Here is a 22,052-nt window from a genome sequence, read left to right as displayed (position 1 = left end):
CCAATAGGAATGGGATACGCTCTTATTCATCCTCGCCCGTTTCTGGCGCGGTATCATCGGTGCGATCGTTATCGTCGCTGTCATCTTTCAGCGACAAACTACCTTCAACAGGCATCGCTTCACCATCACGAATCATGCGCAACTGCGCTTCGCGGGCATCATCGCCGCTGCGTACATCAGCGCCGAAGCGGAACACCGACTCGGTAATTCTGAATTTGCTGCTGTCATTGCCCATAAAGTAGATCATGCCTAGCCGACGTAAACGGTTCAGCGAGGTTCTGACTTTTTCCTGTAGCTTTTGGCGATCCAGATCGGAACCGGTAGAGCGCTGGTTAACCAGCTTCAACAGCTTGCTTTCATCTGCCAGACTCAGCAGCTCTTCATACAGTTCCTGCTGGCTGAAAATGCCTTCGTGCGCTAACCGCTCTGGGCTAAGGTAGAGATAGCAGAGAATTTTCCCTACCATCATATCCAGCTCGGACAGCACCGAACGCGAGATCAGCGTAGTGGAACGCGGACGCAGATAGAAAAAACCTTCCGGCGCGCGAATCAGCTCCACGTTGTAGCGGCTGTAGAATTCCTCCAGCACTTCCTGGAAATCCATCAGAAAGACGTGGTTCTCCAGCTCTTCAATGCCAATATGACGCCCGGCGCGCAATTGGCTGTCCAGCGCAGGAAAGAGGTTATTCGACAGCGCGGTTGCCAGCTTCACTGGCATAAATTGTTCAATATTTGTCGATGACATGGGCCTGCACCTTGGCTCCGTAATCATTGATTGCCCGCCACAATGCAGGTAATCCGGTGAAATCAGCTTCGGCTACGCCCAGGCGTACTGCCTGGTCGACCACGATTCGGGCAACATCAAAATGCCGCGAGCGAGGATGCTGCGCGAGGTATTCACGCATCACTTCCCCCAAATCCAGCGGAATCTGTTGCGCTTTATATTTATGCAGCGCCTGCTCAACCAGCGCGATCAGTTGCTCGCGCATTTCACTAAACTCTTCATATTCCAGCTCCGGCGGCAGTTCACCGGTGACTTCTTCACTACGCAGCGTCAGTTCTTCGTCACGCATATCCAACAGACGATCCGCATTGGCGAACGTCAGCGCCCAGGGGCTATCAAAATAGCTCTGCACCGACTGACGCAGGCGTTGAGCAAAGACGCGGTTTTTATCCATATCAATCGCGGTACGGATAAACTTATGTACGTGGCGGTCATAACCAATCCACAGATCTATCGTCTGCTGTCCCCAGCTCACAATGCGATCGAGTTTGTTTTGCAAGTCGAACACCAGCTTGTCGACAAACTCCAGGTTATGCTGATTATTCATAATCGCATCCTGAATGCTCAACAGGCTCGCCTGCAACTTGTCACCAGCGGCTTCCAGCGTGTCCTGCAATTCACGCAGCGTAGACGACGTTTCCGTCAGCAGTTGTTCACAGCTGCTGATCGCTGCCCGCCAGTCCTGATTTAACAGCGCCGCGATATCGTCTTTCACGCCCTGCTGCTGCTCATCCATTACGCGCTGTGACAGGTCGATACTGTCAAAAATTTCAGCTACGGAATATTTCAGCGGCGCAAACACGTTGCGATGCCAGTGAAACTCATCGCCGCCTTCTTCCGCCGCATCGGCCGCTCGACTCAACTCCTGCGCAACAATAGAGAGCTGCATGGAAAGCCGTAGCGTCGAGAACTCACGCTGCCGAATGTAATAATCGGTAATGCCGATCCCCAGCGGCGTCAGACGATAAATCGCATTACCTTCCGCCTGTTCGCTGGTAAAGCGGTTCAGCAACCGTTGGCGTACCAGATCGTTAATCGCGTTATTGGCGCGGATAGTAATGGTTTCGTTCGTCTGATCAAATCCCTGACTCACATGGCGGAAGGCATCAATCAGCTCCCCTTCACTCATTTCACCATCCATGCGTTCGCCGTTAAGCGTGGCGATCGCCATCAAAAACGCCAGACGTTCAGTAGGGAGGGAAATGGAGAAATCGTTTTTTCGTGCCCAGGCGACCAGTTCGGGTACAGTCTGGGAAAAATCACTCATAATGCATCCTTCAAATGGGGTTTATGCGCCATGACATGGATATAACGGCCCAAACTCACAAAAGGCTCTTGCCGACAATACCGCTGCTCGAGCTCCAGAATGTCGTCAAATTTATCAATTTGCTGCTGCTTATTCTGTAGGTAGTCATGAAACACACGCACGCCAGTTTTTCCGCTAATGGTCAGCCCCATTTCATCAAGCCAGCCGTACACGGCTTGCGGATCCAGCGGGTGATCTGGCGATAGCGAGCGCCGTTTGTTCTTCGGCATTCCGGCCTGAACATAATCAAAATTGCCCAGCACCATGTTACGCATCAACAGCCCATGATGGTTATAAAACATCAAAGACAGCGCGCCACCCGGCGACAGGCAATCATACAATATTTTCAGCATCTGCTGCGGTTGCGCAACCCACTCCAGCACCGCGTGGAACAATATCAGATCGGCAGGGCTTTCCATATATTGCGCGATATCCTGTGCGGCACACTGCACAAAACGCATATTATGGTCGACGCCCTGCGCCGCTGCCGCACTTTTGGCGCGCTGAATCATCTCATCGGAAACATCGCACAACAATACCTGATGTCCTAAAGCCGCCAGCCGACACGCCATTTGACCTTCACCGCCTCCCGCATCAAGGATGCGTAATGGTCGTGCTGGAAGCTGGGTCAAAAGATCGCTAAGATCCTGCCACAATACCGCCAGCCGAAGTTTCCCCTTCGTTGTGCCATAGATATTCTGAGCAAATTTTTCGGCGATATCGTTAAAATTGCGATCCTGCATCAGTCATTGTTCCGCATCATATAAACGGGGCTTTCGTGCAGCACATGTCTGCACGATGCGATTTTTCCAGCCTGCCATTTTGGCACAGGCTGGCTTAGAATAAATGGCCTTACCGCATGATATCTTCCCGGATGCGGTTTTTTCACTCAAAAGGAATGCAATTTTATGCTTTTCGCACTCAAAAAGTTCGTCGGCGGCCTTCTGCAGCCTCTGCCATTGCTCTTGCTTCTGATGGGTGTTGGCCTGCTGCTGCTCTGGTTTACCCAACGGCAGCGTACGGGAAGAACGATAATACTCGTCAGTTGGCTGGCGCTGATTCTGCTCAGCCTGCAACCTGTCGCCGATAGGCTGTTGCTACCACTGGAATCACACTATCCAACCTGGCGGCAAACGCCGCAAGCGAGCAAAGCCGACTATATCGTCGTGCTAGGCGGGGGGTATACCTATAACGCGGAATGGGCGCCCAGTTCCAACCTTATCAGCAATAGCCTCCCGCGCGTAACGGAAGGCGTTCGCCTGTATCATGCCAACCCCGGCGCAAAATTGATTTTTACCGGTGGGGCGGCGCAGGGCAACCCTGTCAGCAGTGCGAAAACCGCGGCGCTGGTAGCTGAAAGTCTGGGGATTCCGCAGCAGGACATCATTATTCTGGATACGCCAAGGGATACGGAAGAAGAAGCGGCGGAAACCGCGAAGATTGTTGGCGATCGCCCTTTCTTGCTGGTGACCTCGGCCAACCACCTGCCTCGCGCCATACGATTCTTCCAGGCTCAGGGGCTTGCGCCCATTCCGGCTCCGGCGAATCAGATGGCGATCACGTCCGCGCTCAACCCGTGGGAGAAGATTTTTCCATCCGCGTATTATTTATCGCACAGCGAACGCGCCTGGTATGAAACGCTGGGTCGCCTATGGCAATCGCTGAAAGGAACGTCAATACCACCGCACAACGCCGAACAACCGCAGGCTCATTCCAGCCAAGGGGACAGCTCACGGGAAGCCACATCAAAGAGCTGACGGTCTAGTTGCCCCGTGTGGATATAGCGGGCCACGGCTTCCCAGATAGCATACAACCAGCGCCGGTAGACAAAGGATTCCGCTACCGGTGCCTGTTTCAGATAGTGATACAGTAACTGTTCTGGCATGCCAGATTCACAAAGCCGGAAGAGTTCATACTCTCTCGGTGCCCACAACATCATGCCCGGATTAATCATCGCCAACAGTTGATCGCTACGCGCATCCTTCAACATACTGCGCAGTGAAAGATTACCGTGTACCAGCACACAGCCATCCTCGAAATCTTCAAACAGCATCGCCAGACATTGACGAGAGCGATAAAGCACGCTTCGATCCTGTTGCGTCAACTGTGGCGCACTGACATTCAGCAATGTCGACCACAGGACTTCCACACGCTGTTGATACCAGCTCACCCAATCGTTGTCCTGTGTGCTATCGACAGAACCGACGCAACCATGACTATCAATGCGGTGCCAGGCCAATACGCTCTCAACAATTTGCTCCATCAACAACGTCCAGCGCTGACCGCTTCTTGGTGGCGCCTCCACCGACACGCCGCGTAAGCGCTCAATTAGCAACAGTTCCCGATAAGGCTGCTGTTGCGTCAACACCAGCCCGTAAACGGTGGGTAAACGGACATCCCCCTCACGCGCCAGCATCGAGAGTTTGTAGGCCTCCTGCTGCGCTACCCCCTGGCAAATATAGCTCTTAGCCAACAAAGGGATGGCGTTACCTTCTTTATCATATAAGGCATACAGGTCCGCATAGGGCTGTTCGCTTATGCACTCAAGCCGGCTGAGGCTTTCCCCCAACACCGTACTGAGCTCCGATTTCAACTGTTCCATAAACAGCTATACCTCCGTTGAGTCAAATGACTCCACCCACCATGATGCGGCGAGCAGAAGACAAATACTTCAACGTAGATCAAATAAAAGGGGATCAATGACGGTAGAGAACGCGCCCTGCCGGAGTTGTTGCAGCGATGTTCTCTGCTGACGAGCAGAGAACATCGTGAGTGACAGCCTAGTGAATTAACACACCGCCATTATTCGCGTTCAAAAGCGCCCAGATCGGGCGCTGAACCTTTGTAAGGCAGTTTGACATCTCCACCCTTGTTGATCAGCGCGCTACCCGCTGCAAGATGCAGGCTTTTCAATACTGGTAAGCTGCCATCTGCCTGACGCGGCGCATCCCACCCGGTTACGGCAACGCTCTCGAAATCTGAATCCGATACCGCAATTTTCAGATCCCATGAGTTATAGCGCATATTCGCGCCATCGGAAAACGACAGGTCTTTACCCCCATGAGACACGTTATTGCGCAGCGTACCCAACCCAATCGCTTTCCCGTTTGCATCAATACCGCGGATATTAAAGTTAGGGTTATTTTTATAGCCGGTGTTATTAAAGAAATCGTTCGCTACCGGATGGTGATTGGCATAAAAACCGGCCGCTTTATTTAAAAACGCAACCGAGTTACGTACGGTATGTTTCACCGCATTTGCCACATAAACGCCACCGTAGCCACCGATTTTAAAACCATTACCATTACCTGCTGGCAGCGACTGCGTCGTCCCTGGCAAATAACCGTGTGACCAGGCCCAGGAGTTTTCAATCAGCACTGGAGAATAAGCATTAATTAAATCGAAGCCATCATCCGAGTTTGACCATGCACGGCAACCGCGGAAAATATTACCTGGTTGATTAGCCGGAATATGCGCACCAAATCCATCTCCACTTTGGCCTGCACCATTCGATGTCAGCGGATCGTAATTATGGTGAGAGTCGCTATTCAATACCAGATTGTATCCCCCACGCTGGATAAACAAACCCGTCCCCATAATATGGTGAATATTTAACTGCTCGAATATATTATTGCTACCCCGTATCCATACCCCCCAGGATTCATGGTTAAGGTTATTCCGCTGCGGAACACCGGTTATTTCCAGTCCTTTCAGAGAGATCCAATCTGCCACAACGTTGAAGCCTTTGACGCGGCAATCATCCTGCATCTGGCTGAAATCAAACACGGGCACTTCGCCACTGTATGCCCAATACTCAATGCGCTTCCCTTCAGTACCGCTCTTATTCAGCGTAATCGCGTTCACCACATCCGTACGCGTGGCACAAACGTTTAGCCCCTTGGTAAACTCGTATTTACCGCCACGGATCCACAGACGATCGCCGGGAGTTAATGTTTTCTGCGCACGATCGATGGTTTTCCAGGGGGAGCTTTTACTGCCATTATTTGCGTCATCGCCGTTGGGCGCCATGTAATACACCGCCGCGCTGCTGCTCGCCGCAGCCCCCATCAGCATACCGCCGAGAAAAATTTTTGCGATATAACGTTTAGCATTCATATCATTACCGTCCTTAGTTGAAATAACAAAAACACCATGCAAAAAACATGGCGAATTGATAGTAGCATTTAACTATGAAAATAAAAGTTCCACTCGCTATTCATCAATTCGGAAGGGAAATAAATCACCCGTGAAATATGAAAGCGATACAATTTGAGAATTTTTAAGAATACTTATCTAAATAAGTGCTAAATAATTTAAAATATAATATGTCGTATAAAGAAAAAACGTCATGGAGAAAATCCATTCCGGTAAGAATAGATTCCCCATGACGTATTCATCGCAGCATAGCGTGATAGATCTTACTGATTCGCCATGACGTGACGCACGCGAGCCAGATCTTCTGGCGTATCAACGCCGACGCTCGGCACCGCTTTCGCAACCGCAACGTGAATCTTCTCGCCGTACCACAGCACTCGCAGTTGCTCCAGTAATTCGATTTGCTCCAGTTGGCTCGGTGCCCAACTGACATAACGGCGCACAAAACCTGCACGGTAGGCATAAATGCCGATATGACGCAGGAAATGATCGCCAATAGTTTCTTTAGACTGAGCAAAACGCTCTCTGTCCCAAGGGATCGTTGCTCGGGAAAAATACAGCGCGTATCCCTCAGCATCGGTAACCACTTTCACTGCATTCGGGTTGAATGCTTCTTCGCTGGTTTCAATCGGCACCGCCAGCGTTGCCATTCCTGCTTTACTGGCTGCAAGGTCCTCGGCCACCTGGCGAATGATCACGGAAGGAATGAGTGGTTCATCGCCTTGAACGTTAACGATGATGTCATCGTCGGTAAAACCATAGCGCTCGATGACTTCAGCCAGACGCTCTGTACCGGAATTATGATCGGCGCGGGTCAGGCACACTTCACCGCCCGCTTGCTGCACAGCCGTTTCAACATCCGGATGGTCAGTGGCGACAATAACGCGCTGCGCCCCCGATTCCAACGCTCGCTCCATCACATGGACGACCATCGGTTTGCCGTTGATGTCTGCCAGCGGCTTACCAGGCAGGCGGCTTGACGCAAAACGCGCAGGAATGATCACGGTAAAGGTCATTGTGTTATCTCATCAGCGCCGAGTTTACGCGCCTCATTTTCCAGCAACACAGGGATGCCATCACGAACCGGATAGGCCAAACCATCGACCTTGCATATCAACTCCAGTTTCTCTTTATTAAAATACAACCGACCATTACAAACAGGACAGGCAACAATCTCAAGTAAACGGTGATCCATGCTTCCTCCATCTTTGGCCGATCGATGATCGGCATGTTCTTTCTCGCTATGGCAGCGATCTACCAGGGCGATATCTTTAAGAGATATCTAAAAACGTGGTACGGCGACTTACGTTCCGCGACCAGAACGCTGCTTAAGCACGTTTTCCAATTTATCGAGCAACTGCGTGCCGTGGGGCTCAGCGAGCACGGCATCGACTGGCAGATACCACCAGTTACCCTGAGCGAACGCCTTACATTTCACGGCGTCTTTTTCCGTCATTATCAACGGCTGTGTCGCATCCTGAGTCAGCGATTCGAGCTGTTCTGGCTGATACGATTGATGGTCAGCAAAGGCAATTTCACGTGCAATGCTGACGCCAGCCTCACGCAGCGTAGCAAAAAAACGCGGGGGATGTCCGATACCCGCCATCGCGACCACATCCTGTAACTGACTCAGCGGTCGGAACTCACCAGAAAGTAAGTTAACCGCCATACCTGCGGTTAATGTCATGCCTATCTCGTTTGTTCGCGGCGTACCGCCGTTAACAATGACAGCATCCACTGAGGCCAGACGGCTTTCTCTTTCCCGCATTGGACCTGCGGGCAGCCACCATCCGTTGCCAAAGCGACGCACACCATCAATCACAACCAGCTCAATATCTCTTTCCAACGCATAGTGCTGTAATCCATCGTCGGTGATCACGACATCTAGCGTGTGCTGTGCCAATAATGCACTCACAGCCTCCCGACGACGAGGGGCAACCGCAACAGGCGCGCCAGTACGTTGAAAAATCAGCACTGGCTCATCGCCTGCCTGCGCCGTCGCCACCGACTCATCCAGTAACAGAGGATAGCGTTCAGCTTTGCCACCGTAACCGCGTGACACCACGCCGACCCGATAACCTCTGCGCTGTAGGTGCTCGACAAGCCAAATGACCACAGGAGTCTTTCCATTGCCGCCTGCCGTCAGATTTCCGACAACCACGACAGGAACAGGTGCTCGCCAGCTTTTATGCCACCCGAACTGATAGCTCTGGCGGATCAGAAACGTGACGAATCCGTATAGCCACGAAAGCGGCAGCAACAACCAGTAAAGCCGCGAGCGACCAGACCAGATACGTTCAATCATTCGCCAAACTGCATTCTGTGTAGCTGCGCATAAGCACCGTTTGCCGCCAGTAATGCAACATGGTTACCACGCTCAATGATTCTGCCATCTTCAACCACCAGAATTTCATCCGCTTTTTCAATCGTGGAAAGGCGGTGTGCAATCACCAGAGCAGTACGATCTTTTTGCAGTTCGTCTAATGCCGCCTGAATCGCGCGTTCCGATTCCGTGTCCAACGCAGAGGTGGCCTCATCCAATATCAGGATCGGGCTGTCGCGCAACAGCGCACGGGCAATCGCAATACGCTGCCGCTGTCCGCCAGAAAGCATTACACCATTTTCACCAATCACCGTATCCAGACCATGTTCCATCTTGTTGATGAAATCCATCGCATGCGCCATTTTCGCCGCGCGCTCAATTTCCTCACGGCTATAGTGCTCATTGCGAGCATAGGCGATATTGTTCGCTATCGTATCGTTAAACAAATGCACGTTTTGAGAAACCAGTGCCACCTGGTTACGCAAGGAGGACAGGCGATACTCGCGTAAATCGTGGCCATCAAGCAGAATTTCACCTGATTGAATGTCGTAAAAACGTGTAATCAAACTGGCAATCGTTGATTTACCCGAACCGGAACGCCCCACCAACGCCACCGTTTTACCTACGGGGATATGCAGATTGATATTGTTCAGCGCCAGGTTTTCTCTGCCCGGATAAGCGAAATTCACCTGACGGAATTCGAGTTCCCCTTTCGCTCGTTCGATTTCACGTTTACCCGTATCGCGCTCCAGTTCCATGTCAAGAATCGCAAACAACGTCTGGCATGCCGCCATCCCACGTTGGAACTGCGCATTCACGTTGGTCAGTGATTTTAACGGGCGCATCAGCGCGATCATGGAAGAGAACACCACCGTGATCGTCCCGGCAGTCAACGTTTCCATCACGCTAGGGAAGCTGGCGGCATACAGTACAAATGCTAACGCCAGCGAAGCGATTAGCTGGATGATAGGATCGGAAATCGATGAAGCGGATACCATTTTCATGCCCTGCTGGCGCATCCGGTTACTGACCTGATCAAAACGCTTGGTTTCAACTTCCTGACCGCCAAACATCAGCACTTCTTTATGGCCTTTCAACATTTGCTCGGTGCTGGTGGTGACGTGCCCCATCGTGTCCTGCATGTTCTTACTAATATTTCTGAAGCGTTTGGACACCATGCGCATGGCGATAGATACGATCGGCGCAATCACAATCAGAATGATGGACAACTGCCAACTGTAATAGAACATCAGAACAAACAGCCCGATAATCGAGGCACCTTCCCTGACGACGGTAATCAATGCACCAGATGACGACGCAGCAACCTGCTCTGAGTCGTAGGTAATACGGGAAAGCAGCGTTCCGGTTGACTGCTGGTCAAAGAACGCAACTGGCATCCCCATAATATGGGAGAAGAGACGGCGACGCATATTCATCACCACCTTGCCTGAAACCCAGGCGACGCAGTAGCTGGACACGAAGCCCGAGGCCCCTCTTACTAACATCAAACCAATGACGACCAGTGGCATCCAGAGCAATACAGAACGTTCCGCTTTACCAAATCCTTCATCCAGTAAGGGCTTAAGCAGGGAGAGCATCAAGGTATCGCCGGCTGCGTTAATGATGAGTGCAATTGCAGCAGCAGCAAGCCCTGCCTTAAAAGGAGAGATCATCGGCCATAGGCGGCGAAAGGTCTGCCAGGTGGAGAGATCTTTATCATTCAGCATGTAGTAAACCTGAAACGGGAAGAAATAGCCGACCATTTTACTCATTATACCGCCCTACGCCAAACCACTGATGATACCAACGAGGCGATATGTGATCCCTGAACCGCAGAATGTGCCATGAATCGCTGAAAAAACGTGCACTTAGCTGACCAAATGACGCAGTATCAAACCATGAGTAACCATATTGCTGGTATCGTTCAACAATCTTTACTGAAGGCAGCCGCCACGGGTTATAGCGTGCCGCCGAGGCGATAACGAACTCGGCATTCACCGCACGAATGAAGGGAGGGGAGGAGGATGTCTTACTGCCATGATGAGGGATTTGTAACAAATTCGCACGCAGCGCGCTACGCTCTAGCTGAATCAATGCCCTTTCCGCATCCGATTCCAGGTCGCCCGTTAATAAAACACGATGTTTACCATCATCAACGCGGATCACACAGGAGTCGTTGTTTTCCGCTCGTTCAACGAGCGCTAGCGGCCACAGCACGGTAAACGTCAGATCCTGCCAGCGCCAACGCTCACCGCGTAGACAAGGACGATGATTCATCGCGTTGGTGGCGCTATATATCGTTGCTTCAGGGTAGGCTGTCTGTAGCGTCTCCAGCCCCCCGATATGATCCATATGACTATGGCTCAGGATAATGCTTTCTACGTCGACTCCCCGCCAGCGTAGGTAAGGCAAAATTTCTCGCGTCGCCATATCGCCCCCTTCCCAGCGATTTCCCGTATCGTACAGCACCGCCTTTCCACGTTGCTCAATCACGATGGCCAGGCCGTGGCCGACATCCAACATGTCCACACGCCAATCCGGTTCATCGCTCTTTATACGGAAAGCGAGTAAAACCAGAATCAGCACGCCGACACTCATCGGATACATTCGCCACCAGCGAAAACGCCATATGACAACCGCCCCCCATCCCGCGACGCTCCCTAGCAGCAGCGATGCATCGAGGTATACCCAACCCGTTTGCAGATACGTCAGCGGTGCGAACACCACTCGCAGCGAAACATCCGCCAGCCACCAGAGCATGCCGCTCAGCGGCGCAGATGCCATCGTGCTCAACGCCAGCAAAATAAGCGGCGTTGTCACGAAAGACACTAAAGGCACCGCCCATAAGTTGGCTGGCAGAGAGGTGATGCTAAAGCCGTGGAAAATATGAAGCTGCAAGGGCATCAATAGTAGAGTGATTCCCGTTTGCAGATGAACCCAACGTAGCCAGAACCATCGGTGCCGCGTCTGTAATCGATGAGGAAGCGGCGCCCACTGAAACCAGAAAATGAGCGATGCCACCGCGAGACAGGATAGCCAGAAGCTGTCTGACAGCACGCTTAACGGATCGCTGACCAGAATCAGCGCAACGCACCATAGCCAGACCTGCCAGGCTGAGCAGTTAACGCCCCAGATTTTCAGGCAGAGCCATACGCTAAGCGCCAGCGCCGATCGCACCGCCGGAGGGTTCCCCCCAGCCAGCCAGACATATCCCCAGGCAACTACGACACTCGCGATCAATGGGAAACGATAGCCAATCCACTGCACGGGAAAGCCATACTGCAACGCCCGCGCCATTCCCCATCCAACCAGCCCCGCAAGCACAATATGCAGACCGGAGATCGCCATCAGGTGCATCGTACCGGTATTCTGAAGGAGCGCCTTGAGCTCTGAGCTAACCGTTTTCATCTCGCCAAACGTCAGCGCCAGCAAAATAGAACGCCACGCTAACCCCTGTAGTTGCTGTTCCGCCTGAGTGATCGTGCGCTGGCGGAAATCACAGCGGCTATCAGCGACCTTTGCCGCGAGTACACGGCCTGATAACGGTTGTCGTTTGGCTATCGCCCAGCGCTGGCTATCAAAGCCGCCTTCATTTAGCCGGCTATGGATAGGACGAAAACTGGCGGTTATCGCCCAGCGTTGACCACCGCACCAGTTTTCCATCGCCGATGACAGGGTCAGTTGAGCATATAGCGGTGGGAAGATTCGCCGCTGATTGATCTCTTCCAGCCGAACCGTGAGCCCATCATCAGCGTGTTCACTGAACCGTATGCTGCTTACTGTCACGACAGCATTAACGGAATCCTGCGTGAAGCGATCGATTTGTAGTAATAAGGTTTGAGCATTCAACGCTGCCCAACAAAAACTCACGGCAACAAGGGCGACAAACCGTGCCCTTGTTTGACCAGATCCGCCCAGCGCCACACAGGTCGATAGCCCAACGCCCCACCACAACAGCGTTGGCGCTGGCAGCTGCGGCAAAAAAAACAGCGGTAGGATACCCAGCACGCTGGCCCACGCCAGACTATTTACCGACATCATCACTTTTACTGATATCGTCCCTTTCCATTACACACCTTTCCCTCTTTCCCTGTTATTCGCTCAGGAATGTTGCAATAACTCAACCTCATGCAACAGAACGAAAAACTCAGGTAGGAAAATGCCTCGCAAGAAAGCGGCAACATTGCAAAGAATGACATTCGGCGTGCGAGCTGGATTCCAGTTCTCACAGCGTTTGGCATCATCAGCGACAAAATCATTAACGGCCGTCACCGACGCTCAAACAAGTGGGTAGGTAAAAAGGCAGGATGTGGCGTAAAAGCCAAAAGAAAAAGGACCGCAGAAGCGATCCTTTTACAGTAAAAAACCATTTACAGCAGAAAGCAGTTTCCCCGTAAAAACGGGACGTTAGGTTACTTAACTTCGCCCATCGCTTTCAGCTTTTTAGACAGCTCACGGCGTTCTTTCGAGAGATCGGCGTTCTTGATGATGTAGTCATCAACGCGATCTTCGTAATCACTGCGCATGTTGGCGATGATATTTTGCACGTCCTCAATGGACATACCCGGTTTCAGATATTCGCTCAGGTTGTCCAGCAGCAGAACGCGCTTCTGGTTATCGCGAATTTTCTTTTCGTTGTCGACGATTTCACGCTGAAGTTTGTTTTTACGACGAAACATGCGCACGAATTCCAGCACATCCTGGAAACACGGCTTAGTGTCCTTATCCATCTTTTACCCTTACCTTAAGTCATACATAAATTCTTTATGCATTCACCATACAGGTTATACCCAGCGTCTTTCAAGCGGTGCTTACGCCCTTTGCGCAAACGCCCCGCCGAGCGGATAATCTGTCATCAAACCATTAACGGTAATATACCGCGATACGCTGATTATGAACCTCTTCAATGGCCACTTCAGTATCGAAAATATCTTCCAGAACGTCGGACACCATGATGTCCTCCGGTTTTCCCGTGTAGATGATCTGCCCTTTACGCATCGCAATAATGTAGTCTGAATAGGCAGAAGCAAAGTTGATATCGTGGATAACCAGCACAATGGTTTTGCCTAGTTCATCCGCCGCCCGGCGGATCTGCTTCATCATCGCCACCGCGTGTTTCATATCCAGATTATTCAGTGGTTCATCCAGCAGCACGTATTCCGTGTCCTGACACAGCACCATCGCGACATAAGCACGCTGCCGTTGGCCGCCGGAAAGCTCATCTAAAAAACGATCTTTCAATTCAGTCAGATTGAGGAACGCCAACGCAGCGCTGATGCGCTCACGGTCATCAGCGTTCAGCCGCCCTTTGGTGTAAGGATAACGGCCAAAACCTACCAGTTCGGCAACCGTTAAGCGGCTGGTAAACTGGTTTTCCTGCCGCAGCACGGACAAACAGGTGGCAAGCTTATCGCTTGGCGTTGTCATCACATCCATGCCGTTAACTTTTACCTGTCCGCGATCCGCTTCCAGTAAACGGCTAATGATGGACAACAATGTCGACTTCCCCGCACCGTTCGGGCCAATTATCGACGTGACGCCGCCGCGAGGCACCGTCGCCGTGACATTATTTAATACCGTCACGTTATTATACGTTTTGGTTACATTGCCGATCTCAATCACACGGAAACCTTTTTCAGTAGCAACACAATAAACAGCGACCCACCGATAAATTCGAGGACGACAGAGAGCGCACCAGCCATGCCAAGCAGATGCTCCAAAATCAGTTGCCCGCCCACTAATGCGATAATGCCAAGCAAAAACGCCGTTGGGAGAAGAATACGATGTTGGCTGGATCCCGCGATCAGATAGGCTAAATTCGCAACCATGAACCCTAAAAAGGTCAGAGGCCCCACCAATGCCGTCGAAATAGCGACAAGTATGGATACCAATAACAGTACGATGGTGACATGGCGCTTGTAGGCGATTCCCAGATTAATCGCCGTATTTTTCCCCAACGCCAACACATCTAATTGGAAACGCAACCGCCACACGAACAGCGCCACAATCAAGATGATGACCGCTGATAGCGCAATTAATTCTGGGGCTGCTCGAGTAAATGTGGCGAACATTCGCCCCTGTAACACGGCGAATTCACTGGGCGTTAAGAGACGTTGCATCAGGCTTGACGCACTGCGAAACAACGTACCGCAAATGATCCCGACCAGCAGAACCAAATGCAGATTGCTGTGGCGACCGGTGAACAACCAGCGATAAAGTAGCGAGGAGAACAGAACCAACAACAATGCTTCGAAGACAAACTTACCACTGACGCCAACCGCTGAAATACCTTGCACGCCGAAAAAGAACAACACCATCGTTTGCAACAGGACAAACAACGCTTCAAATCCCATGATAGATGGGGTCAGAATGCGGTTATTGGTCACCGTCTGGAACAATACCGTTGATACACTGGCAGCAAACGCCACCAATATCATCGTAGATAAAATCTGCCCTCGGTGTATCAGGATATAGCGTAGGTTCCCCCCCAGATTGATGGTCATGAACACGACGATTATCGCTAATGCTCCCGCACTCAACCACCATAAACGCCGATAAGGCGCGGCGCTGGGCTCGACTGGCGCTGTTGCAGGGCGGGTATCAACCTTAAATTCATTAACTGACATGGCGTTTCTGACTCAACAACAGGGTAAGGAACACGACAGCACCGATCACACCCAGAATGACGCTCACTGGAATCTCGAACGGGTAACGCACCACACGACCAATGATATCGCATAGCAGCACAAGCCCACCGCCAAGCAAACACACCCAGGGGATAGTTTTCCGCACATTATCGCCGATGATCATGCTAATCAGGTTTGGCACAATCAGTCCCAAAAACGGTAATGCGCCGACGACAACGACGACGACACCGCTGATCACCGCAATGATAGAGAGCCCCAGCAACATAACCTGCCGGTAATTCAGGCCAACATTGACGGAGAACTCCCGCCCCATTCCAGCAACAGTAAAACGGTCTGCCGTCCAACACGCTAATAACGTCAGGATTCCTACCAGCCAGAGCAACTCATATCGGCCTTGCAAAATTCCGGAAAAATCCCCGGCTTCCCAGCTACCGAGCGACTGTAACAAGTCATAATGCATGGCACCGAATGTCGTTACCGCACCGATGACAGCGCCAAACATGATCCCGACCAGCGGCACAACCAACGCCGATTTGAGGACAATACGACGCAACAGCATCATAAACAGCAGCGTACCAATCATGGCAAACACGCTGGCGACGACCATCTTCACCATCAAGGACGCAGATGGCGCAACCACCATCACCACCAGCAAGCCAAACCCCGCAGACTGCGTTGTACCAGCCAGTGAAGGTTCAACAAAGCGGTTCTGTGTCAGCAGTTGCATGATTAACCCAGCAACGCTCATGGCGCTTCCCGCCAATAACAGCGCCAGAGTACGTGGGACACGACTGATAAAGAAAATGTCACGCATCATCGGGTCGGTCCATACTGCATCCAGCGTAACTTGTCCCGCACCAATAAATAGACTGCAGGTAATCATCCCCAACATGAGGATGGTACCTGCCGAAAAATAAAACGCTTTCATTACTGAAGTCACGATGCAGTCTTAAGGTTTCGCATCAAGTGCTTTATTGACATCGTCGATCAGGCGCAGATAACTTTGCAGCCCACCCGCGATATAAATCGAAGAAGAGTCCAGGTAAATCACGCGATTATTCTGCCAGGCATTGGTTTTATTCACTAATGGGTTATCCAAAACCTGCTTCGCTGATTGCCCTTCCTTCTGATTGCCAATCGCGCTGTCACGATCGAAGACGAATAACCAGTCCGGATTGACACTCAACAACAGTTCAGATGTCACCACATTCCCGTGGCGACCGGACTCAGGAAATTCTGTCGCGGGTTTAAATCCCAACTCATCGAAAACGAAGCCGAAACGGGATTTCGGGCCATATGCCGACATTTTCCCCCCCGTCACCATCACCAATAACGCCGACCCTGCTTTATCGGCTTTTTCACGCGTTTGAGCGATACGATTTTTAAAATCATCCAGTTTGGCTTTAGCTTCATCCTGCTTGCTAAAAATCTCACCCAGTTGTTCCACTCGCTGCGTAAAACTGGTCATAAATTGACGATCATCGATATCTAGCGCAATCGTTGGTGCGATAGCATTTAATTTGTCATAAGCATCACGAGCGCGACCGCCACCAATAATCAAATCCGGCGCAGCACTGCTGATAGCTTCATAATTAGGTTCAAACAACGTGCCAGCATTCAGGTACTTACTGTCCCGGTATTGCGCGAGAACATCTGGAAATATTTTTGCGTCGCCTTGTGGCACGCCAGCGACATCGATGTTCAGCGCGGTCATCGTATCCAGAATGGCGGTATCAAACACAATGACTTTTTTCGGATTCACGGGAACCTGCGTGACACCTTTTGTATGTTCAATCGCCACAGTTTGGCTTGCCGCAGATGGTGAATCAGCCTGATCGCAGCCAGCCACCACTAACGCGGAAGCCAGCAGCGTCATTTTAATCATTGAGGGAAACCGCATTCCTTTCTCCTTATTTCGGCATTAAGCAGTGCGAATTACATCGCAAAGTATCGAATTTAATTATCATTCGCATTAAAACGAAAATTGTAACCGAATGGACACACTCATGCCTAGCGATTATGTCTACCCTTCTTTTGATGTAAGTCAGAGAAGTGATGTAAGTCAGAGAAATGATGCACATCAGGAAAGCACCACAGAAAAGCCGATTCAATGGTATCCTTGCCACTTTCCAGTCTGTTTGCCTGACGTCAGGCTCAGCGCATACACGTAGCTAAAGCTAACTGCATATATGGCCGAGAAAACACAACCCACTTTTTTCATTCACGACTACGAGACATTCGGTAAACATCCGGCGCGCGATCGCCCCGCGCAGTTTGCGGGTGTCCGTACCGATATGGATTTCAATATTATCGGTGAGCCGCTGGTCATTTATTGTCGTCCGGCCGATGATTACCTGCCGGAGCCGGAAGCGGTGATGATCACCGGAATCACGCCACAGGTCGCGCTGACAAAAGGCGTCAATGAGGCAGAATTCGCTCGTCAGATCCACGACGCATTCAGCGTGCCCGGCACCTGTATTATGGGCTACAACAACATACGTTTTGATGATGAAGTCAGTCGGAACATTTTCTACCGTAACTTCTACGATCCTTACGCTTACAGCTGGCAAAACGGCAACTCTCGCTGGGATCTGCTGGATGCGTTACGTGCTTGCTATGCCCTGCGCCCGGAAGGCATCGTCTGGCCCGAAAATGATGACGGCCTCCCCAGCTTCCGCCTTGAGCACCTGACGAAAGCCAACGGCATCTCGCATGAACAGGCGCATGATGCGATGTCCGACGTTTATGCCACCATTGCGATGGCAAAACTGTTTAAGCAGGCGCAGCCCAAGCTGTTTGAGTATTTGTTCACGTTGCGCAACAAAAATAAAATTTCTGCACTGATCGATATCCCCCAGATGAAGCCGCTCGTACACGTGTCTGGCATGTTTGGCGCAGCAAGGAGCAACACCAGTTGGGTGGTGCCGCTCGCCTGGCACCCGGACAACCGTAACGCGGTCATCATGTGCGATTTGGCTGGCGATATGACACCGCTGCTAGAGCTGGACAGCGAGACATTGCGTGAACGGTTATACACCCGTCGGGATGCGCTGGAGGCCGGTCAAAGTGCGGTTCCACTCAAGCTGGTGCACATCAATAAGTGTCCGGTCTTAGCGCCTGCCAATACCTTACGACCAGAAGATGCGGAAAGATTAGGCATCGATCGTCAACGCTGTCTGGACAATCTGGCGCTGCTGCGCAACAACGCGAGCGTCAGGGAAAAAGTGGTGGAACTGTTTGCGGACGCGCCTGCTTTTGTCGCGTCTGATGATGTCGATTTACGCCTTTATGATGGCTTCTTTGGCGATGCCGATCGCATGGCGATGAAGATTATTCAGGAGACCGCCCCGCAGAATCTTCCCGCGTTGGATCTCACGTTTGCCGATAATCGCCTGGAACCGCTATTTTTCCGCTATCGCGCTCGCAATTTTCCCGGCACGCTGGACGACCGCGAACAGCAACGGTGGTTGCAACATCGGCGTATGGTATTTACGCCAGAACGCTTGCAGGATTATCTGTCAGAACTCAGCAATTTGTATCAGTTGCATGAAGACGATAAAGAGAAGATGGCACAGCTAAAAGCGCTGTACGCCTATGCGCAGGAACTGGTGGGATAAGTCATAAAAAAGTGGAGCACATTGGCTCCACTGGAGATTACTGACAAAGTCTGTTGAGCGTGAGTAACGGATAGATCGTAAAGACGCTGTAAATACATCCTTGTACGCTCGGATTGCGCCATCCCTGGCGCAAACGCTTTACTATTCTATTCCGTTACTCCCGTTCTCGTTCAGAAAATAGGCTTCTCAACAGCCTGAAACGGAGTACATCGGCTCCGCTTTTTCTTTCATGCAAGTTGTCGGTGGCTTACACCGGTTCTTCACTGCATTGCGGTACTGGCTGGCGGAAACTGCGCGTCACAAACGCCAGATAGAGCAGCCCGATCGTCGCCCATACCAGACCCAGCGTCATTGAGCTGGCTTCCAGATTCACCCACAGCGCCCCGACAGTCAATGCGCCCAGTACGGGCAGCACGAGGAAGTTAATGGTGTCTTTCACGGTACGGTTACGACGTTCACGAATATAGAACTGTGAAATAACCGATAGGTTCACAAACGTAAACGCCACCAGTGCACCGAAGTTAATCAGCGCCGTTGCCGTCACCAGATCGAACGACACCGCAGACAGTGCAATCACACCAACCAGCAGGACGTTCAGCGCTGGCGTGCGCCATTTCGGATGGATATAACCGAAGAAGCGCTCAGGGAATACGCCATCGCGCCCCATCACATACATCAGACGAGAAACACCCGCGTGAGCGGCCATACCCGATGCCAGCACGGTAACGCAGGAGAACACCAGAATAACGGACTGGAAGAATTTACCCGCAACATACAGCATGATTTCTGGCTGAGAGGCATCCGGCTCTTTAAAGCGGGAAATATCCGGGAAGTACAGTTGCAGGAAGTACGCCACGGCAACAAAAATCACGCCGCCGATCAGCGCCGTCAGGAAGATGGCTTTTGGAATCACCCGACCGGCATCCTGTGTTTCTTCCGACAGAGAACTAATGCCGTCAAAACCCAGGAACGAGAAACAGAGAATAGTGGCTCCGGTAATCATCGGCACCACATGCGCGTTCTCAGACCAGAATGGACGTGTGCTGGTCAGCGTACCCGCACCTTCACCCAGATAAACACCGTGGATCACCAGACCCAGGAACACCGCCATGATAGCGACCTGTACTACCACGATAATGGAGTTCAGGTTAGCAACCAGATTAATGCCACGCAGGTTAAACAACGTCATCAGCCCAACCAGCGCCGCGACAAAAATCCATGACGGCACGCCGGGGAAGATGGCTTCCAGATAGATTTTCGCCAACAGAATGTTGATCATCGGCATGAACAGATAGTCCAGCAGTGATGACCAGCCGACCATAAACCCAACGTGCGGGCTGATCGCTTTCTGCGCATAGGTATAAGCCGATCCCGCAGACGGGAAACGTTTTACCAATTTGCCGTAGCTCAGCGCCGTGAACAGGATGGCGACCAGCGCAAACGCATAGGCGGTCGCCACATGGCCATCAGTCAGGCCAGACACGATACCGAAGGTATCAAAAATGGTCATCGGCTGCATGTACGCCAGCCCCATCATTACGACAGGCCACAGCGTGAGCGTTCTTTTTAGTTGAGCACGTTTGGCGCCAGCATTAGGCAGTTGAGAATCAAGCGACATGACGCACACCTCCGTTCATCACGGCAAGCGCATACGCACCGGAAACAAATGAATGGATACAGGGCTCGCCTGAATCACGATGAGAAGAGGTAGCTGTAACAGCACCAGAAATAACTTGCGACGGCGTCGCGCCATAACCAATACCTTTGCAGCCCAAACCGGCGGGCACCGGTGCGAAACTTACTGATTGCCCCATCTTTCCTTTCCTCACTGTGCTCACAGGCACACACAAAATTATCTATCCGGATCGTTGTCCGGCCTCTTTGGTTGAAGACCCTATACCCAGCAAACCTGGGCGACAGAGAAGGCAAGAAACCACACCAATACCCCTGTAACCCTGAAGGTTGACGAGCATAAATGTAAAAAAATAACCGACGCTATTAGACGTCGGTTATTTGCAAGGCGCGTATTCTGCACCAGACGATCTCTTCTGACAAGGCTCTGAGAACGTTGGAAACAATTTATTTATCGCCGTTATACATCAAGCAACCGACACATGGGTTTTGTACATATAAAACAGTCATGTTTTGTTCTACAGCTTGAAATATTTAGGGTAAATACGTTAATACTTATTATGAGAAACGTTGCTGCTCTGTGTGAAGCCTACACAAAACGTTGTGCTTAAAAATTACAACTCCTGGAACCGCTTTTTCTTTTCGTTTTGTAATCTTTCCAGCTCAAAAATCACCTGCTGAAGATCCCGCTCTTGTGCCGCATTCAGTGACGGGAACTTGAAGCTCAGACGCTGTGTGAGTTTCACTTCGCCTTTATTATCGACAACTTTCACCATTGCCTGACCGACGAACTGCAAATCAACGCAGAAGAAACCGTGGTCAGCAAGATCCATCTCCACGCTCTTGATAATGTCGCCTTCGGTCAACAGCCCTGTCGTGTCACGGTCGGTATACAGACTCAACCCGCCCAGAGAGAGGTCTTTAATCGTAAACAGGAAAACACTCTCATCCGGCAGCTCGCCACGGCACGTCAACGGTGGCCACAGCGGTGTATTGATGCGGAAATAGGTTCTGCGTTGGATAAGATAAAGCAGCTCAGGAATTTGCGCGCTGAAGGCAGGCAGACCGTCGTAAGTCACCGTTTTCGCGATTTCGGCATTAAATTCGACTTTTGCACCAGCAGGCTCTGCGACGAAAGACAGCGAACCTGCACACAGTGCGAGGTTGTTTTCACGCTCAATACCGCCTAAATCGAAGACAAACAGGTTGTTGTCAGGGACAACGTCAAGAATTTTACTGATGAACTGACCGTGAGAATGATGAACCATCAGAGATGTGTCATTCTTCTTTAATTCGCGTAGCGTTGCACAGATAGCCAGTTTGTTGCGCTTAACAAACTGCTCTTTCAAATTTTCATTCACCGCTTTCATCCCCACCATTTTTACATGATTATGTGCCAATGGCTTATATTGATGCACGCCTCTCCGTTACCTTTCAAGTCACATGTGTGCCACCACGATGCCACCGTACTGGCTGCATATTGAAAACGTTCGGAGTGCCTGAAATCATACGATATAGATTTGTGCAAACGGTATCGGCAGTTTGCCAAACTACTTTAGCGGATTAATAGAAAAAAAGTGAGCAGAAG

General features: G+C 51.3%; 20 protein-coding genes. 2 read left to right on the top strand and 18 right to left on the bottom strand.

The window, feature by feature from the left end:
• Positions 1-22: 22 nt before the first annotated feature.
• Genes mukE through cmoM form a run of 3 tightly spaced genes read right to left on the bottom strand, consistent with a single transcriptional unit; the run spans position 23 to position 2,833 of the window.
• Positions 23-745, bottom strand: coding sequence for a chromosome partition protein MukE (gene mukE, locus NAL19_RS08870; RefSeq protein ID WP_205542236.1), 723 nt, complete (start codon positions 743-745; stop codon positions 23-25).
• Positions 726-2,051 (bottom strand): chromosome partition protein MukF, encoded by a 1,326-nt coding sequence (gene mukF / locus NAL19_RS08865; protein WP_225087867.1) that lies wholly within the window; start codon positions 2,049-2,051, stop codon positions 726-728. Before mukF ends, mukE begins: the two co-directional genes overlap by 20 nt.
• Positions 2,048-2,833: a tRNA uridine 5-oxyacetic acid(34) methyltransferase CmoM gene (gene cmoM / locus NAL19_RS08860; RefSeq protein WP_225087866.1), complete on the bottom strand. Its 786-nt coding sequence runs from the start codon at positions 2,831-2,833 to the stop codon at positions 2,048-2,050. The genes mukF and cmoM overlap by 4 nt, the downstream gene beginning before the upstream one ends.
• Positions 2,834-2,998: 165 nt before the next feature.
• On the opposite strand from cmoM, the gene elyC reads away from it, so the two are divergent.
• Entirely contained in the window at positions 2,999-3,847 is an 849-nt protein-coding gene (elyC, locus tag NAL19_RS08855; protein ID WP_225087865.1) for an envelope biogenesis factor ElyC, read from the top strand.
• On the opposite strand, the gene NAL19_RS08850 is transcribed toward elyC, so the two are convergent.
• From NAL19_RS08850 to NAL19_RS08795, 12 genes are all read right to left on the bottom strand, one after another.
• Positions 3,799-4,692 (bottom strand): YcbJ family phosphotransferase, encoded by an 894-nt coding sequence (locus NAL19_RS08850; RefSeq protein WP_263059454.1) that lies wholly within the window; start codon positions 4,690-4,692, stop codon positions 3,799-3,801. The genes elyC and NAL19_RS08850 overlap by 49 nt on opposite strands.
• 200 nt (positions 4,693-4,892) lie before the next feature.
• Positions 4,893-6,206, bottom strand: a complete 1,314-nt coding sequence (pelN, locus tag NAL19_RS08845; protein ID WP_263059453.1) for a pectate lyase PelN — start codon at positions 6,204-6,206, stop codon at positions 4,893-4,895.
• 302 nt (positions 6,207-6,508) lie between these two features.
• Positions 6,509-7,261, bottom strand: coding sequence for a 3-deoxy-manno-octulosonate cytidylyltransferase (gene kdsB / locus NAL19_RS08840; RefSeq protein ID WP_263059452.1), 753 nt, complete (start codon positions 7,259-7,261; stop codon positions 6,509-6,511).
• Positions 7,258-7,440 (bottom strand): Trm112 family protein, encoded by a 183-nt coding sequence (locus NAL19_RS08835; protein WP_005967647.1) that lies wholly within the window; start codon positions 7,438-7,440, stop codon positions 7,258-7,260. The genes kdsB and NAL19_RS08835 overlap by 4 nt, the downstream gene beginning before the upstream one ends.
• Positions 7,441-7,548: 108 nt before the next feature.
• On the bottom strand, positions 7,549-8,550 hold the full coding sequence (gene lpxK, locus NAL19_RS08830; RefSeq protein WP_263059451.1) for a tetraacyldisaccharide 4'-kinase: 1,002 nt from the start codon (positions 8,548-8,550) through the stop codon (positions 7,549-7,551).
• Positions 8,547-10,295: a lipid A ABC transporter ATP-binding protein/permease MsbA gene (msbA, locus tag NAL19_RS08825; RefSeq protein WP_263059690.1), complete on the bottom strand. Its 1,749-nt coding sequence runs from the start codon at positions 10,293-10,295 to the stop codon at positions 8,547-8,549. The genes lpxK and msbA overlap by 4 nt, the downstream gene beginning before the upstream one ends.
• 37 nt (positions 10,296-10,332) lie before the next feature.
• Complete coding sequence (locus NAL19_RS08820; protein ID WP_263059689.1) at positions 10,333-12,606, bottom strand: ComEC family protein; 2,274 nt, start codon at positions 12,604-12,606, stop codon at positions 10,333-10,335.
• A 374-nt stretch (positions 12,607-12,980) separates the two neighbouring features.
• Positions 12,981-13,298: a PTS system regulator TmaR gene (gene tmaR, locus NAL19_RS08815; RefSeq protein ID WP_039276381.1), complete on the bottom strand. Its 318-nt coding sequence runs from the start codon at positions 13,296-13,298 to the stop codon at positions 12,981-12,983.
• A 133-nt stretch (positions 13,299-13,431) separates the two neighbouring features.
• Positions 13,432-14,190: an ABC transporter ATP-binding protein gene (locus tag NAL19_RS08810; protein ID WP_039300599.1), complete on the bottom strand. Its 759-nt coding sequence runs from the start codon at positions 14,188-14,190 to the stop codon at positions 13,432-13,434.
• Positions 14,187-15,194, bottom strand: a complete 1,008-nt coding sequence (locus NAL19_RS08805; protein ID WP_411561423.1) for an iron chelate uptake ABC transporter family permease subunit — start codon at positions 15,192-15,194, stop codon at positions 14,187-14,189. The genes NAL19_RS08810 and NAL19_RS08805 overlap by 4 nt, the downstream gene beginning before the upstream one ends.
• Positions 15,184-16,143, bottom strand: coding sequence for an ABC transporter permease (locus NAL19_RS08800; RefSeq protein WP_263059687.1), 960 nt, complete (start codon positions 16,141-16,143; stop codon positions 15,184-15,186). Before NAL19_RS08800 ends, NAL19_RS08805 begins: the two co-directional genes overlap by 11 nt.
• A gap of 21 nt (positions 16,144-16,164) precedes the next feature.
• The gene (locus NAL19_RS08795) at positions 16,165-17,115 is read right to left on the bottom strand and encodes a siderophore ABC transporter substrate-binding protein (RefSeq protein WP_180741229.1); all 951 of its coding nucleotides are present in this window, start codon (positions 17,113-17,115) and stop codon (positions 16,165-16,167) included.
• Between the two features lie 289 nt (positions 17,116-17,404).
• Between NAL19_RS08795 and sbcB the strand changes: the two genes are divergently transcribed.
• Positions 17,405-18,832, top strand: coding sequence for an exodeoxyribonuclease I (sbcB, locus tag NAL19_RS08790; protein ID WP_263059450.1), 1,428 nt, complete (start codon positions 17,405-17,407; stop codon positions 18,830-18,832).
• Positions 18,833-19,079: 247 nt separating this feature from the next.
• On the opposite strand, the gene NAL19_RS08785 is transcribed toward sbcB, so the two are convergent.
• From NAL19_RS08785 to NAL19_RS08775, 3 genes are all read right to left on the bottom strand, one after another.
• Entirely contained in the window at positions 19,080-20,450 is a 1,371-nt protein-coding gene (locus NAL19_RS08785) for an APC family permease (RefSeq protein ID WP_263059449.1), read from the bottom strand.
• Complete coding sequence (locus tag NAL19_RS08780; RefSeq protein WP_263059448.1) at positions 20,440-20,646, bottom strand: hypothetical protein; 207 nt, start codon at positions 20,644-20,646, stop codon at positions 20,440-20,442. The genes NAL19_RS08785 and NAL19_RS08780 overlap by 11 nt, the downstream gene beginning before the upstream one ends.
• 432 nt (positions 20,647-21,078) lie before the next feature.
• The gene (locus NAL19_RS08775) at positions 21,079-21,834 is read right to left on the bottom strand and encodes a flagellar brake protein (protein WP_263059686.1); all 756 of its coding nucleotides are present in this window, start codon (positions 21,832-21,834) and stop codon (positions 21,079-21,081) included.
• Positions 21,835-22,052 lie beyond the last annotated feature (218 nt).

The sequence above is a fragment of the Pectobacterium sp. F1-1 genome (assembly GCF_025643735.1).
Classification (GTDB): Bacteria; Pseudomonadota; Gammaproteobacteria; order Enterobacterales; family Enterobacteriaceae; genus Pectobacterium; species Pectobacterium colocasium.
Note: the sequence above shows the minus strand (reverse complement) of the source record. Positions and strands in the feature narration are given on the sequence as shown.

Bases quoted from the DNA above. Each gene is read 5' to 3' on its own strand.
- mukE (WP_205542236.1), bottom strand. From the start codon at position 745: ATGTCATCGACAAATATTGAACAATTTATGCCAGTGAAGCTGGCAACC.
- mukF (WP_225087867.1), bottom strand. From the start codon at position 2,051: ATGAGTGATTTTTCCCAGACTGTACCCGAACTGGTCGCCTGGGCACGA.
- cmoM (WP_225087866.1), bottom strand. From the start codon at position 2,833: ATGCAGGATCGCAATTTTAACGATATCGCCGAAAAATTTGCTCAGAAT.
- elyC (WP_225087865.1), top strand. From the start codon at position 2,999: ATGCTTTTCGCACTCAAAAAGTTCGTCGGCGGCCTTCTGCAGCCTCTG.
- NAL19_RS08850 (WP_263059454.1), bottom strand. From the start codon at position 4,692: ATGGAACAGTTGAAATCGGAGCTCAGTACGGTGTTGGGGGAAAGCCTC.
- pelN (WP_263059453.1), bottom strand. From the start codon at position 6,206: ATGAATGCTAAACGTTATATCGCAAAAATTTTTCTCGGCGGTATGCTG.
- kdsB (WP_263059452.1), bottom strand. From the start codon at position 7,261: ATGACCTTTACCGTGATCATTCCTGCGCGTTTTGCGTCAAGCCGCCTG.
- NAL19_RS08835 (WP_005967647.1), bottom strand. From the start codon at position 7,440: ATGGATCACCGTTTACTTGAGATTGTTGCCTGTCCTGTTTGTAATGGT.
- lpxK (WP_263059451.1), bottom strand. From the start codon at position 8,550: ATGATTGAACGTATCTGGTCTGGTCGCTCGCGGCTTTACTGGTTGTTG.
- msbA (WP_263059690.1), bottom strand. From the start codon at position 10,295: ATGCTGAATGATAAAGATCTCTCCACCTGGCAGACCTTTCGCCGCCTA.
- NAL19_RS08820 (WP_263059689.1), bottom strand. From the start codon at position 12,606: ATGTCGGTAAATAGTCTGGCGTGGGCCAGCGTGCTGGGTATCCTACCG.
- tmaR (WP_039276381.1), bottom strand. From the start codon at position 13,298: ATGGATAAGGACACTAAGCCGTGTTTCCAGGATGTGCTGGAATTCGTG.
- NAL19_RS08805 (WP_411561423.1), bottom strand. From the start codon at position 15,194: ATGTCAGTTAATGAATTTAAGGTTGATACCCGCCCTGCAACAGCGCCA.
- NAL19_RS08800 (WP_263059687.1), bottom strand. From the start codon at position 16,143: ATGAAAGCGTTTTATTTTTCGGCAGGTACCATCCTCATGTTGGGGATG.
- NAL19_RS08795 (WP_180741229.1), bottom strand. From the start codon at position 17,115: ATGCGGTTTCCCTCAATGATTAAAATGACGCTGCTGGCTTCCGCGTTA.
- sbcB (WP_263059450.1), top strand. From the start codon at position 17,405: ATGGCCGAGAAAACACAACCCACTTTTTTCATTCACGACTACGAGACA.
- NAL19_RS08785 (WP_263059449.1), bottom strand. From the start codon at position 20,450: ATGTCGCTTGATTCTCAACTGCCTAATGCTGGCGCCAAACGTGCTCAA.
- NAL19_RS08780 (WP_263059448.1), bottom strand. From the start codon at position 20,646: ATGGGGCAATCAGTAAGTTTCGCACCGGTGCCCGCCGGTTTGGGCTGC.
- NAL19_RS08775 (WP_263059686.1), bottom strand. From the start codon at position 21,834: ATGAAAGCGGTGAATGAAAATTTGAAAGAGCAGTTTGTTAAGCGCAAC.